We start from the raw sequence: 13,577 nt of genomic DNA on the forward strand, positions 1-13,577 counted from the left end.
TCGACCCGATTTCCTCGGCGCTTTCCAGGTTCCCGCTTTTGTTTCGCGGTTTCCTTTCCGGCGGTTCCGACTTTATCAGAAGTTCCGGGCCGGTCTGACCGGCCATTCATTTTCCGACTTATCGGGGGTGTCTCCGATGAATCTTGGATTCAGGAGACTCATAGATACTAACCTCTGCCGACCGGACGCTGTCCAGTTCCAGGCAACTGTTCGAATCTACCTCCCCACGCGCTCCGTGTCAACGGCTTTTGTGGGGCGAAGAGGAGACTAGCAGCCCGGCGGGGCCGTCCGCACATCAGGCGGCCGTCGGCACCCCGGCGCTGCGCTCGGCGGCCTCGACGTCACCCGTCTCACCGGCGCGCGCGGCTCTGCCGCCGACGACGTAGACGTACGCGAGGAAGGCCAGCTCGGCTGTGATGCCGATGGTGATGCGGGCCCAGGTCGGCAGGCCCGAAGGGGTGACGAAGCCTTCGATGGCGCCGGAGACGAAGAGGACCAGGGCGAGGCCGATCGCCATGCCCACCGCGGCTCGGCCCTCTTCGGCGAGGGCGGTGCGCCGGGTGCGCGGGCCCGGGTCGATGACCGTCCAGCCCAGGCGGAGGCCGGTGCCGGCCGCGACGAAGACGGCGGTCAGCTCGAGCAGGCCGTGCGGGAGGACCAGGCCGAGAAAAGTGTCCAGGCGGCCCGCCGAGGACATGAGGCCGGCTCCGATGCCGAGGTTGAGCATGTTCTGGAAGAGGATCCAGAGGACCGGCAGGCCCAGGAAGACGCCCAGGACCAGGCACATGGCGGCGGCCTGGGCGTTGTTCGTCCAGACCTGGGCGGCGAACGCCGCGGCCTGGTGGCTCGAGTAGTACGTCTCGTACAGGCCGCCGGGCCGGGTGAGCTCCCGGAGTTCGTCGGGGGCCGCTATGGAGGACTGGACTTCCGGGTGGGTGCCGATCCACCAGCCCAGGAGAACGGCGACGACGGTGGACAGGAGCGCCGTGGGTACCCACCAGTGGCGCGATCTGTAGACCGCCGCGGGAAAGCTCTGGGTGAGGAAGCGGGTCACGTCGCGCCATGAGGCGCGACGGGTTCCTGTCACCGCGCTGCGCGCGCGTGCCACGAGTTGGGTGAGCCGGCCGGTGAGCTGCGGGTCCGGGGCGCTGGATCGGATCAGGGACAGGTGGGTGGCGGTGCGCTGGTAGAGCGTGACGAGTTCGTCGGTCTCGGCGCCGGTGAGGCTGCGTCGGCGGCGCAGGAGGGCGTCGAGACGGTCCCATTCGGCTCGGTGGGCGGAGACGAAGACGTCGAGGTCCATCGGTGTGCCTGCTCCTCGGCTGTTCGTCGGCGGCCGGTGATGGATGTCAGCTTGTCGTACTGCGGCGCGATGTGCCCTCAGCTTGGCAGACTGGCCGTTCTCGGGGCGGGCCAGGGAAGGGACGACGGGCGTGAGTGAGCTGGTGACGGGTGAGGCCGTGGCGTTGGAGCTGCGGCCTGCCAGGCTGCCCAGCCGTGCGTTGGCCGTGCTGCTGGACCTGACGGTGGCCTTCGTGGTCTACCTCGTCGTGAGCATCGTCGTGGTGGTGGCGACGTCCTCCCTGGACGAGGCGGCGCAGATCGCGTTGTCGATCGCGATGTTTCTGCTGGTGCTGGTGGGCGGGCCGATCGCGGTGGAGACGCTCAGCCATGGGCGGTCGCTCGGGAAGGCGGCGTGCGGGCTGCGGGTGGTGCGGGACGACGGGGGGCCGATCCGGTTCCGGCACGCGCTGGTGCGGGGTGCGCTCGGTGTGGTGGAGATCCTGCTGACGATCGGGGTGGTGGCCTGTATCGCCTCGCTCGTGTCGGCGCGGGGGCGACGGCTGGGGGATGTGTTCGCCGGGACGCTGGTGGTGCGGGAGCGGGTGCCCGTGGCGCGGTCGGGTTTCCTGCCGCCTCCTCCTCCGTGGCTGGCGGGCCGGTTCCAGTCGCTCGATCTGTCGTCCGTGCCGGACGGGCTGTGGCTGGCGGTCCGGCAGTACCTGGGGCGGATGACCCAGCTGGATCCGGAGGTCGGCCGGTCGATGGCGGAGCGGCTGGCGTCGGATCTCGCGGCGCGTACGGGGACGGCGGTTCCGCACGGGGTTCCGGCGGCCGCGTATCTGGCGGCGGTGGTGCAGGAGCGGCAGGTCCGGGAGGCTCGGCGGGCGTTCGGGAACGGTCCGGTGGCGGGCCGGCCCGGGGTTGGGGGTGGTGCGCCCGGAGCCTTCGGTCCGCAGATGCCGTACGCGCCGCCGGCTCCCTACGGTCCGGCGATGCCGTACGGGGCGCAGGTGCCGTGCGGGGCGCCGGTGCCGTACGGGGTGTACGCGCCGCCGTACGGGGCGCCGGTGGGGTACGGGTCTGCCGGGGGGCCGTCGGAGGGCGGGGGGCGGCCCGCGGTGCCGGTGGAGGAGCCGCCCGCCGATCCGTCGCAGGGGCCTGCCACCGGGTTCGCGCCGCCGGGGTAGTGCCGTCAGGGGTGGCGCCGTCCTGGCGGCCCCGTGTCAGGGGCTTCAGTCGAAGGTCGACGGGGGTGTCTCCAGGTCTTCCAGCTCGATGCCGGGGGCTGCGAGGACGACGTCCCCGGCGAGGTGCACGGCGTGCTGCTCCCCCGTGTCCAGGGCTGTGACCTGGTATTCGTCCACGGTCAGGGGGCCGTTGTCAGTGGCGTGTGTTTCTCTTCCCAGCAGGGCCCAGGACTGGTCCACGGTGCGCGGGGCGAGGACCGGGTCGGTGAAGGCCACGAGGCGTACTCGGGTCGCCGAGGAGGAGGGGGTGAGGCGGAGGAGCCGGCTGGTGGCGACGAGGAAGGCGGGGGACGTGCCCGTGAAGGCGTGGGCGGGGACATTGCCTTCGGTGGCCTCGGTGCCGGTGGGGTCGGTGCGGACCCAGGTGACGCCGTCGAGGGCCGCGCCGCGTACCTGCCAGCTGCTCGCGTGGAGTTCCAGGCGGAGGGGGCGTCCGAGGTCGTCGAGGGTGAGGTCGACGGAGCCGGTGTGTTCGCCGGTGGGGGTGGTCAGCTGGGAGACGTAGCGCCAGCCGGAGGGGCCGGGTGCGCAGTGGAAGTGCTCGTGGGCGAGGGGGGTGTGATCGTGCGGATCGTGGAGCGAATATCGGCCGCGGGGCATGGGGGTCCTGGGGGGTGACGGGCTGGTCGGGGCCGTCTCGACGGGTCGGCCAGGCGGGCGGACGGCCGGTCCGGCCGTGGGCCGAAGGGGCAGGCCCCCGGCACGGGGGTGCGGGGGGCCTGCCTCGGAGGGTCTGCCTGGTGCTGAGCAGCGCGTCGGTGTACGGACGCGCCGCTCAGCGGTGGAGCCGCGGACTCAGTAGCGGTAGTGGTCCGACTTGTAGGGGCCTTCGACCTCGACGCCGATGTACGCGGCCTGCTCGGGGCGCAGCGTGGTCAGCTTGACGCCGAGTGCGGCCAGGTGGAGGCGGGCGACCTTCTCGTCGAGGTGCTTGGGCAGCACGTAGACGTCGGTCGGGTACTCCTCGGGCTTGGTGAACAGCTCGATCTGGGCCAGCGTCTGGTCCGCGAAGGAGTTGGACATCACGAACGAGGGGTGGCCGGTGGCGTTGCCCAGGTTCAGCAGGCGGCCCTCGGACAGCACGATGAGGACCTTGCCGTCCTCGAACGTCCAGGTGTGGACCTGCGGCTTGACCTCGTCCTTGACGATGCCCGGGATCTGCGCCAGGCCGGCCATGTCGATCTCGTTGTCGAAGTGGCCGATGTTGCCCACGATGGCCTGGTGCTTCATCTTGGCCATGTCGGCGGCCATGATGATGTCCTTGTTGCCGGTCGTGGTGATGAAGATGTCGGCCGTCTCGACGACCTCGTCGAGGGTGGTGACCTGGTAGCCGTCCATGGCGGCCTGGAGCGCGCAGATCGGGTCGATCTCCGTGATGATCACCCGGGCGCCCTGGCCGCGGAGCGACTCGGCGCAGCCCTTGCCGACGTCGCCGTATCCGCACACGACGGCCGTCTTGCCGCCGATGAGGACGTCGGTGGCGCGGTTGATGCCGTCGATCAGGGAGTGGCGGCAGCCGTACTTGTTGTCGAACTTCGACTTGGTGACGGCGTCGTTGACGTTGATCGCCGGGAACAGCAGGGTGCCGTCCCGGTGCATCTCGTAGAGGCGGTGGACACCGGTCGTGGTCTCCTCGGTCACGCCGCGGATCTCCGACGCGAGCTGGGTCCACTTCTGCGAACCCTCGGTGATGGTGCGGTTGAGGAGTTCGAGGATGACGCGGTGTTCGTCGTTCTCGGCGGTGTCGACCGAGGGGACCTTGCCGGCCTTCTCGTACTCGACGCCCTTGTGGACGAGGAGGGTGGCGTCACCGCCGTCGTCGAGGATCATGTTCGGGCCGCCGGTGGGGCTGTTCGGCCAGGTCAGCGCCTGCTCCGTGCACCACCAGTACTCCTCCAGGGTCTCGCCCTTCCAGGCGAAGACCGGGACGCCCTGCGGGTTCTCGGGGGTGCCGTTCGGGCCGACGGCGATGGCGGCGGCCGCGTGGTCCTGGGTGGAGAAGATGTTGCAGGACACCCAGCGGACCTCGGCGCCGAGGGCGACCAGGGTCTCGATGAGCACGGCCGTCTGGACGGTCATGTGCAGCGAGCCCATGATCCGGGCGCCGGCGAGCGGCTGGGAGGCGGCGAATTCCTTGCGGATCGACATCAGGCCGGGCATCTCGTGCTCGGCCAGGGTGATCTCCTTGCGGCCGAAGGCGGCCAGGGAGAGATCGGCGACCTTGAAGTCCTGTCGGTTGTCGACAGTCGTCATGGTGAGCTGCTCCTCGGGGTGTGGGTCGAGAGAGTGGGTACGGGTGGTCTGCGCGGCGGCGGACACAGGGGTGCCCGACCAGGGCACGGGCATGCCCGCGTACGCGCAGCGCATCCGTCGGAGGCCCTCTCTCCCTCGGACGGTCCGCACCGGGACCGCCCGACCGCCATCAGCAGCGACGTCTGGCTCCGTTCCAAGCTACACCGGAGTGGCCGGGCGGCCCCAGTCCACCTCCGATCGGATCGAGCCGATCACGAGCGGTGCGGGAGAGGCGAGGGGGCGGGGAACGGGGACAGGGCCCGCCGTGGTGTGGGCGGGCCCTGTCGGGGTGGTGCGGGTCGGTGTCAGTGTTCGGCCGGGTGCTGGGTGGGGCCGCCCGGGGTGGCCTCGGGGTCGGAGCCCTTGGCGGCCTCGGCCTCGCTGAAGATGTCGGGCTCGAGGTAGATGACGCGGGCGATGGGGACCGCGGCGCGGATGCGGGCCTCGGCGGCGTTGATGGCGGTGGCGACCTGGCCGGCCGTGTCGTCGTGCTGGACGGCGATCTTGGCGGCGACCAGGAGCTCCTCGGGGCCGAGGTGGAGGGTGCGCATGTGGATGACGCGGGTGACGTCGTGGCCGTCGAGGACCGCCGCCTCGATCTTGCGGATGTCCTCGCCGGTGGCGGCCTCGCCGAGCAGGAGGGACTTGGTCTCGGCGGCCAGGACGAGCGCGATCAGGATGAGCAGGACACCGATGCAGAGGGTGCCGATGCCGTCCCAGACGCCGTCGCCGGTGAGCAGTGCCAGGCCGACGCCGCCGAGCGCGAGGATCAGGCCGACGAGGGCGCCGAGGTCCTCCAGGAGGACGACGGGGAGTTCGGGGGCCTTGGCGCGGCGGACGAACTCGGTCCAGGAGTGTTCGCCCCGCAGGGGGTTGGACTCCTTGATGGCGGTGCGGAAGGAGAAGCCCTCGGCGACGATCGCGAAGACGAGGACGCCGACGGGCCAGTACCAGTGCTCGATCTCGTGCGGGTGCTTGATCTTCTCGTAGCCCTCGTAGATGGCGAACATGCCGCCGACCGAGAAGAGGACGATGGAGACGAGGAAGGCGTAGATGTAGCGCTCGCGGCCGTAGCCGAAGGGGTGTTGCGGGGTGGCCTCGCGCTGGGCCTTCTTGCCGCCGACGAGGAGCAGGGCCTGGTTGCCGGAGTCGGCGAGCGAGTGCACGCCTTCGGCGAGCATCGACGACGAGCCGCTGAACGCGAACGCCACGAACTTCGATGCCGCGATCGCGAGGTTGGCCCCGAGTGCCGCCACGATCGCCTTGGTGCCGCCTGACGCGCTCATGTTTTCGCGTTGTCCCTTCGCCTACGTGCGTACGCCGTGCAGGGCGGGGCCTGATCGGCTTTACCCGTCTTTTGCCGGGGGGTCATTCTTGCAGCCCTGTCCGGCAGCGGTGCGTCAGGTCGTCACGACAGGGGTCGGACGACGACCGTGGCCCGGAAGACCGTACCGGTACCGGTCACTTCGGCCTTGTGCCCCGCGGGGACGAAGACAGACGTGCCGGGTGTCAGCGCGTGCTCGCCCGCCCGGACGGTGCCGGCGGTGCAGAGGAGGATCTGGGGGGTGGGGAGGGTGAGGTCGTGGGCGGGGGCGCCCGGCGGGAGGACGTAGCGCGAGAGGCGGAACTCGTCGATGGGGGTGTCGTAGACCTCTTCGCCGTCGGGGGCGGCCTCGGGGCGCAGGACTCCGGGGTCGGCGGACTCGAAGCGGACGACGCGCAGGAGTTCGGGGACGTCGACGTGCTTGGGGGTGAGGCCGCAGCGCAGGACGTTGTCGGAGTTGGCCATGATCTCGACGCCGAGGCCGTCGAGGTAGGCGTGCGGGATGCCGGCGCCGAGGAAGAGTGCCTCGCCGGGCTGGAGTCTGACGTGGTTCAGCAGCATCGCGGCGATGACGCCGGGGTCGCCGGGGTAGTGGTGGGCGATGCCGGCGTAGGGGGTGTAGTCGCCGCCGAGGCGGTCGCAGGCGGCGGCCGCCTCGGCGACGGTGTGGGCCATTTCCTCGCGGTCGGCGGTGAGGATCGCGGTGAGGACCTCGCGCAGGGCGGCTTCCTCGGGCTGGGCGTGCAGGAGGTCGACGTACGGCTTGAGGGAGTCGATGCCGAGGCCGTCCAGGAGGTCGGCGGCGTGGGCGGGGGCGCGGAAGCCGCACAGGCCGTCGAACTCGGTGAGGGCGCAGATGAGTTCGGGCTTGTGGTTGGCGTCCTTGTAGTTGCGGTGCGGTGCGTCGACGGGGATGCCGCGGCGCTCCTCGTCCTCGTAGCCCTCTTTGGCCTGTTCCAGGTCGGGGTGGACCTGGAGGGAGAGGGGGGCGCCGGCGGCGAGGATCTTGAGGAGGAAGGGGAGGCGGGGGCCGAACCTGCTGACCGTCGCCTCGCCGAGTTCCTGTAGCGGGTCGGCCTGGATGATCTCGACGAGGGTGCCTCGGTCGGTGCGTGAGGGTGCGCCCGGGTGGGCGCCCATCCACATCTCGGCCTGCGGTTCGCCGGTCGGTTCGGTGCCGAGCAGCCGGGGGATCGCGGTGGGAGAACCCCAGGCGTAGGGGCGGACGGTGTTGTCGAGGCGGTCCATGCGGTTCTCTCAGGCTCCTGAAGCGAGTGCCAGGTAGACGGCGGCGAAATCCGTGGTGGCGATCAGTTCGGCGAGGGTGACGAGTTCGTCGCCCTCTTCGGGCTCGAGTTCGCTGATCGGCGTGTCGTGGCTGAGGGCCAGTTCGCGGGCGGCCGGGGCGGCGGTGAGGCCGCCGAGGGGGCGGTCGCGCAGCAGCACCACGCGCGCGTGCAGGGCGGGTGCCTCCTCGACGCGGTCGCGGAAGAAGTCGTCCGGGTCGGCGCTGGCGGCGAGGGGGCCGGCGAGGAGCGCGTTGTGTTCGGCGAGGGCCTCGGGGAGTTCGGCGACCAGGGCGGGGCGGCCGGCGAGTTCGGCGAGGGCGGCGGCGAAGCGGCGGCCCGCGGGGCCGGCGGAGGTTCCCTCGGTCCAGACCACCGGGAGGGAGTCGGCGAGTTCGGCGGCCAGGGTCTTCGCCGGGTTGCTGTAGGTCGCGACGGCGGGGCCGCAGCGTTCGGCGACCTGGTCGAGGCGGTCGGCGACGCGTTCGAGTTCCTCGGGCGGGGCGGAGAGCAGGGCGATGCGGTCGAGGAGGGCGAGGAGGGGGGTGAGGAGGGCCCACAGGACGCCGGGGGCGGAGGCCGCTACGGGGGGTTGTTCGTCCTGTTCGTACGGGGCGGTCGCGAGCGGTACGAAGAGTCCGTGGGCGGCGCCGGTCGCTTCGGTGAGCGGGGAGGCGGCGGGGGCCACGGCGGCGACGGTGCAGCCGCGGCGGTAGGCCTGTTCGGCGAGGAGGGAGAGGCCGGGCTCGCTGCCGTCGGGGGTGGCGATGAGGAGGAGGTCCACGGAGCCCGCCCAGCCGGGGAGTTCCCAGCGCAGGGCGCCTGCGGCGGGGGCCACGCCGGTGGGCGCGAGGCGGATGACGGGGCAGGCGGCGCCGGCGAGTGTGCCGAGGAGGTCGGCGACGCAGGTGGCGGCGGCGCCGGGGCCCGCGATGAGGATGGCGCGGGGGCGGCCGTCCGGCTGGAGGTCGTGGACGCCGGCCTCGGCCGCGTACCGGGCGGCGGTGCGGACGCGGGCGCCGGCTTCGGCGGCGCCGCGCAGGAGGGCCCGGTGATCGGCCGCGGCCAGGGCCTCCGGCGTGTCGAGCAACGAGTCGTCGAGCATGTCGGCAGTCTCCGATCGCCTGGGGCGTCGTCGGTGTGCGGGGCCGGGGTGGGGCGGGGCGTCGCCCGGGTGGCGCGGTGCCTGGCGCCGTACGCGCCCGGGCGTGGGGGTGCCTTGGTCGGGGACGGCGGCGGGCCGGTGCGGCGCGGTGTGCGGACGCGCGGGGCGCGGTCGCGCGGCGTGCCGGTGGGCGGGCTGCTGTTACGCGGGGTGGCGGGCCTCGTCGACGAGGAGGACGGGGATGCCGTCGCGGACGGGGTAGGCGAGGCCGCAGTCCTGGCCCGTGCAGATCAGCTCCGTGTCCTGCTCCTCCAGGGGGGAGTGGCAGGCGGGGCAGGCGAGGATCTCCAGGAGGCCGGCTTCGAGCGGCATGGGGTGTCCCTTCGGGGTGTGCGGATGTGCCTGGTCAGGGTACCGCTGGTGGGGTCGGGGCGTGGGGGTCGGCCGGGACGGGGCGGGGCGGGGCGGGGGCGCGCTGACGGGGCCGGCCGGCGTGCGGCGCACGGTCGGTGACGGGTCGGCGGCCGCCGGCCTCGTGCCTTCCCCTGTCGTGGGCCGCTTCCCCGGACCGCCGGGAGGCCGTCAGCCTCGGATGATGGTCAGTACCTCGTCACGGATCTTGGCCATGGTCGGTTCGTCGCGGGCTTCCGCGTTGAGGCGCAGGAGGGGTTCCGTGTTGGACGGGCGGACGTTGAACCACCAGTCGGTGGACGTGACGGTCAGGCCGTCGAGTTCGTCCAGGGTGATGTCCTCGCGGTCGCCGTAGGCCGCCTTGATCGCGGCGATGCGGGCGGCCTGGTCGGCGACGGTGGAGTTGATCTCGCCGGAGCCGGTGTAGCGGTCGTACTCGGCGACCAGGGCGGAGAGCGGGCCGTCCTGGCCGCCGAGGGCCGCGAGGACGTGGAGGGCGGCCAGCATGCCCGTGTCGGCGTTCCAGAAGTCCTTGAAGTAGTAGTGCGCGGAGTGCTCGCCGCCGAAGATCGCGCCGGAGCGTGCCATCTCCGCCTTGATGAAAGAGTGGCCGACGCGGGTGCGGACGGGGGTGCCGCCGTTCTCCGCGACCACCTCGGGGACGCTCCAGGAGGTGATCAGGTTGTGGATGATCGTGCCCTTGCCGCCGTTGCGCGCCAGTTCGCGGGCGGCCACCAGGGCGGTGATCGCGGACGGGGGGACGGGTTCGCCCCGCTCGTCGACGACGAAGCAGCGGTCGGCGTCGCCGTCGAAGGCGAGGCCGAGGTCGGCGGACTCCTCGCGGACGCGCTTCTGCAGGTCCACGAGGTTCGCCGGGTCGAGCGGGTTGGCCTCGTGGTTGGGGAAGGTGCCGTCCAGCTCGAAGTACAGCGGGACGAGCGTCAGGGGCAGGCCGTCGAAGACGGTGGGGACGGTGTGGCCGCCCATGCCGTTGCCCGCGTCGACCACGACCTTCAGGGGGCGGACGGAGGTGAGGTCGACCAGGGCGCGCAGGTGCGCCGCGTAGTCCTTCAACGTGTCGGCCGTGGTGATGGTTCCCCGGGTCGGGGCGGGCGCGGGGGCGCCCGAGTCGATCCAGTGCTCCACCAGTTCGCGGATCTCGGTCAGGCCGGTGTCCTGGCCGACCGGGGCGGCGCCCGCGCGGCACAGCTTGATGCCGTTGTAGCGGGCCGGGTTGTGCGAGGCGGTGAACATGGCGCCGGGCAGGTCGAGTGCGCCCGAGGCGTAGTAGAGCTGGTCCGTCGAGCAGAGGCCGATCTCGGTGACGTGCACGCCGAGGGCCGCCGCCCCGCGGGCGAAGGCGCCGGCCATGGCGGGCGAGGAGGGGCGCATGTCGTGGCCGACGACGATCGCGGCGGCGCCGGTCACCCGGGCGAAGGCCGCCCCGAACAGTTCGGCGAGCGACTCGTCCCACTGGTCCGGGACCACCCCGCGTACGTCGTACGCCTTCACGATCTGTGACAGATCAGCAGTCACGGCCCAGCCTTCCTGAAGTCTCTAGGTCGCCCCAAACTACCCGGGCCGGTTCCGCGTCCGCGGTGGGGCCGCCGAGTGGACCCACAGACGTAACCGTGCCGCCATTCTGCGCGTCGTCCGAGGTGGGGCAGCGTCCGGGGCGGTATGTCAGGGCAGCATCCAGTCCAGCACGGGTGTGCTCTGGCCGACCACGATGAGGCACATCACGAGGAGCAGGCCGAGGCTCCAGGGGAGGACCTTGCGCAGCAGGTCGCCCTCCCGGCCGGCGAGGCCGACGGCGGCGCAGGCGATGGTGAGGTTCTGTGGCGAGATCATCTTGCCGAGGACGCCGCCGGAGCTGTTGGCGGCGGCGAGCAGTTCCGGGGACAGACCCGACTCGCGGGCGGCGGTGACCTGGAGGGCCCCGAAGAGCGCGTTGGCGGAGGTGTCCGAGCCGGAGACGGCGACGCCGAACCAGCCCAGGACCGGGGAGAGGAAGGCGAGGCCGGCGCCGGCCGCGGCGACGAAGTGGCCGATGGTGGCGGCCTGTCCGGAGAAATTCATGACGTAGGCGAGGGCCAGGACGGAGGTCACGGTGAGGATCGCGTACCTCAACTCGCGTACGGTCGCGATCCATTCGGCGAGCGCCACGCCCGCGTGGACGCCGAGTACGGCGGCGGTGGCGATCCCGGCCAGCAGGACGAGGGTGCCGCCGGTCGCGAGGACCGGCCAGGTGAAGTGGTTGCCGCCGACCGGATTCCCTCCCGGGTCGGCGACGTTCAGGAAGGGCCAGTCGTAGACGCGGGTGGTCTGCGCGAGCCGGTCCTTGACCGGGGGGATCTGGGCCATGGAGAAGATCACGACGATCAGCGCGTAGGGGGCGTAGGCGCGCACGGTCTCGGCGCGCGGGTCGGGTTCGTCCAGCTCCTCGCTGCGGGCGCCCGTCAGGACCGAGGCGCGCACGGCCTCGGGGGCGGGCACGCGCGTGTGCGGTACGGCGGCCAGGGCGGCGGCGCCCGCCAGGGCGGCGCCGATGTCGGCGAGTTGCGCGGAGGCGTAGTTGGCGGCGGCGAACTGGGCGACGGCGAAGGCGGTTCCGCAGGCCAGGGCGGGGACCCAGGTCTCGCGCAGGCCTCGTCGGCCGTCCACCAGGCCGACCAGGACGAGCGGTACGACGAGGGCGAGCAGCGGGGTCTGACGGCCCACCACCGAGGCGACGGTGTCCAGGGGCAGGCCGGTGACCTGGGCCAGGGTGACGACGGGGGTGCCCATGGCGCCGAAGGCGACGGGCGCGGTGTTGGCGACGAGGGCGACCACCGCCGCGCGGACGGGGTCGAAGCCCAGGGCGACGAGCATGACGGAGCAGATCGCCACCGGGGCGCCGAAGCCGGCGAGGGCCTCCAGGAGGGCGCCGAAGCAGAAGGCGACGACGAGGGCCTGGATGCGCGGATCGTCGGAGAGCCGCCCGAAGGAGCGGCGCAGGACGTCGAAGTGCCGGGTGCGGACGGTCATCCGGTACACCCACAGGGCGTTGACGACGATCCACAGGATGGGGAAGAGGCCGAAGGCGGCTCCCTGGGCGGCGCCGGAGAGGGTCTGTCCCACGGGCATGCCGTAGGCGAGGCGGGCGACGAGGGCGGCGGCCAGCAGGCCCGTGAGGCCCGCCAGGTGGGCTTTGAGGCGGACACCGCCGAGCAGGACGAGCACGATCACCAGGGGAAGGGCCGCGACGAGGGCGGACAGGCCGAGCGAGCCGGCGACGGGCTGGAGTTCCTGGACGTACATGGTCGTCCCTCGATCCCGATCACGCTTCCGAGCGGACTTCCGTCATACGGAAAGCGATTTCTCGTTCTCTGACTGAACGGAATCGTCGTGTCCGCGACAACCACCCGTCAATGGGCGTGCGTCGGTCCGTGCGGGTGAGGGGAAGGAGAGACCGGCTCAGTTGTCCGGCGAGCGCAGCACCCGCAGATGGCCGCGGCGCGCGACCTCCATCGGGTCGATCGCCCGTCCGCCGCCGGCCCCGGCCGCGCGACCCTGCGGGCGGGCCGCCTCGCGGACGGCGTTGGCCAGCGCTTCCAGGTCGTCACCACTGGGGCGGGCGGGAGCCGAACCGTCGAGGAGCCGGACGACCTCCCAGCCGCGCGGGGCGGTGAGGCGCTCGGAGTGCTCGGCGCACAGGTCGTAGCAGTGGGGTTCGGCGTAGGTCGCGAGCGGGCCGAGGACCGCGGTCGAGTCGGCGTAGACGTACGTCAGCGTCGCGACGGCGGGTCGGCCGCAGGCAGTGCGCGAACAGCGACGTACAGGGCTCACGACGTTGGACGGTACCGCACTCTTGAGCGGGCCGCGACGACTCTCCACCAGGTCACTCCACCGTGTCGTGTTGTGAAACGCCCCACGCGCCTCTCCAGTCATACCCCGCTGACCTGCGCGGACACCAGTCCTTAAACGCAGGAAGGCATCGACTCGTGGTCGCCACTCGACACAAACGGCATCAATTGCGATGACTTCGCCGGTCTCGGAGAGATACGGAATCGAGCCCAACGTTGGCTGGAATGGTCATCCCGCGACATGCGGGGCGCGGTGGCCGGGGGTGGCCGGCGCCGCCGTGTGGGGCCGGGCGCCGGATCACGGCGGGGACTACGCTTCAGTAGTGATGGACAGCCCCGTACCGCCCCCCGCCGCAGGCCCCGGACCCCGTCGTCGCGACCGCCACGGCCGGGGCATGCGGGGACCGATCGCGCCGCCCCAGGTCCCGTTGGCCGCCAGCCGCTCCGACGTGTTCGCGGACCTCGTGCAGGACTCCGTGGAGCGGCTGGAGCGGCGGTGGCCGCAGCTCGCCGACTTCGACTTCCTGGTGCTGGAGGTGCCGCGGCTGGACACGGCCCCGGAGCCGTGGAACGACGAGGCGGTCCCGCTGGGCGGGACGATTCCCGCGCACGAGGGACGGCGGGCGCGGGTCGTCGTGTACCGGCGGCCGGTCGAGATCCGCACCAAGGGACGCGACGAGCGGGCCGCGTTGGTGCACGAGGTGGTCGTGGAGCAGGTCGCGGAGCTGCTGGGGCTGACCCCGGAGACGGTGGATCCGCGCTACGGCGAGGACTGAGCCCCCG

General features: G+C 72.1%; 12 protein-coding genes. 2 read left to right on the forward strand and 10 right to left on the reverse strand.

Annotated features, from left to right (window positions below; translation table 11 throughout):
• Nucleotides 1-295: 295 nt before the first annotated feature.
• Nucleotides 296-1,303 carry a stage II sporulation protein M gene (locus AOQ37_RS15765; RefSeq protein WP_062645160.1) on the reverse strand — a complete coding sequence of 336 codons (1,008 nt, stop codon included), beginning with the start codon at nt 1,301-1,303 and terminating at the stop codon, nt 296-298.
• A gap of 130 nt (nt 1,304-1,433) precedes the next feature.
• Between AOQ37_RS15765 and AOQ37_RS15770 the strand changes: the two genes are divergently transcribed.
• The gene (locus AOQ37_RS15770) at nt 1,434-2,471 is read left to right on the forward strand and encodes an RDD family protein (protein WP_107085211.1); all 1,038 of its coding nucleotides are present in this window, start codon (nt 1,434-1,436) and stop codon (nt 2,469-2,471) included.
• A 45-nt stretch (nt 2,472-2,516) separates the two neighbouring features.
• Here the strand turns inward: AOQ37_RS15770 and AOQ37_RS15775 are convergent, their stop codons facing one another.
• The 9 genes from AOQ37_RS15775 to AOQ37_RS15810 form a co-directional block, all read right to left on the reverse strand.
• On the reverse strand, nt 2,517-3,131 hold the full coding sequence (locus AOQ37_RS15775) for a hypothetical protein (protein ID WP_062645161.1): 615 nt from the start codon (nt 3,129-3,131) through the stop codon (nt 2,517-2,519).
• Between the two features lie 195 nt (nt 3,132-3,326).
• Nucleotides 3,327-4,784, reverse strand: coding sequence for an adenosylhomocysteinase (gene ahcY / locus AOQ37_RS15780; protein ID WP_062645569.1), 1,458 nt, complete (start codon nt 4,782-4,784; stop codon nt 3,327-3,329).
• Between the two features lie 344 nt (nt 4,785-5,128).
• Complete coding sequence (locus AOQ37_RS15785; RefSeq protein ID WP_062645162.1) at nt 5,129-6,109, reverse strand: cation diffusion facilitator family transporter; 981 nt, start codon at nt 6,107-6,109, stop codon at nt 5,129-5,131.
• 122 nt (nt 6,110-6,231) lie between these two features.
• The gene (gene manA / locus AOQ37_RS15790; protein WP_062645163.1) at nt 6,232-7,395 is read right to left on the reverse strand and encodes a mannose-6-phosphate isomerase, class I; all 1,164 of its coding nucleotides are present in this window, start codon (nt 7,393-7,395) and stop codon (nt 6,232-6,234) included.
• Between the two features lie 9 nt (nt 7,396-7,404).
• Nucleotides 7,405-8,538 (reverse strand): SIS domain-containing protein, encoded by a 1,134-nt coding sequence (locus AOQ37_RS15795; RefSeq protein WP_062645164.1) that lies wholly within the window; start codon nt 8,536-8,538, stop codon nt 7,405-7,407.
• A gap of 201 nt (nt 8,539-8,739) precedes the next feature.
• A complete protein-coding gene (locus AOQ37_RS38745) occupies nt 8,740-8,910 on the reverse strand; it encodes a Trm112 family protein (RefSeq protein ID WP_078890202.1) in 171 nt (56 codons plus the stop codon).
• 210 nt (nt 8,911-9,120) lie between these two features.
• Nucleotides 9,121-10,485: a phosphomannomutase/phosphoglucomutase gene (locus AOQ37_RS15800; protein ID WP_062645165.1), complete on the reverse strand. Its 1,365-nt coding sequence runs from the start codon at nt 10,483-10,485 to the stop codon at nt 9,121-9,123.
• 147 nt (nt 10,486-10,632) lie between these two features.
• Complete coding sequence (locus AOQ37_RS15805) at nt 10,633-12,249, reverse strand: L-lactate permease (protein WP_062645166.1); 1,617 nt, start codon at nt 12,247-12,249, stop codon at nt 10,633-10,635.
• A 156-nt stretch (nt 12,250-12,405) separates the two neighbouring features.
• Nucleotides 12,406-12,825 (reverse strand): DUF3499 domain-containing protein, encoded by a 420-nt coding sequence (locus AOQ37_RS15810; RefSeq protein ID WP_020128555.1) that lies wholly within the window; start codon nt 12,823-12,825, stop codon nt 12,406-12,408.
• Between the two features lie 364 nt (nt 12,826-13,189).
• Here AOQ37_RS15810 and AOQ37_RS15815 point away from each other — a divergent pair, with 364 nt between their 5' ends.
• Nucleotides 13,190-13,570, forward strand: coding sequence for a metallopeptidase family protein (locus tag AOQ37_RS15815; protein WP_062645167.1), 381 nt, complete (start codon nt 13,190-13,192; stop codon nt 13,568-13,570).
• Nucleotides 13,571-13,577: the final 7 nt, after the last annotated feature.

The sequence above is a fragment of the Streptomyces maremycinicus genome, from assembly GCF_001184025.1.
GTDB classification, from domain to species: domain Bacteria; phylum Actinomycetota; class Actinomycetes; order Streptomycetales; family Streptomycetaceae; genus Streptomyces; species Streptomyces maremycinicus.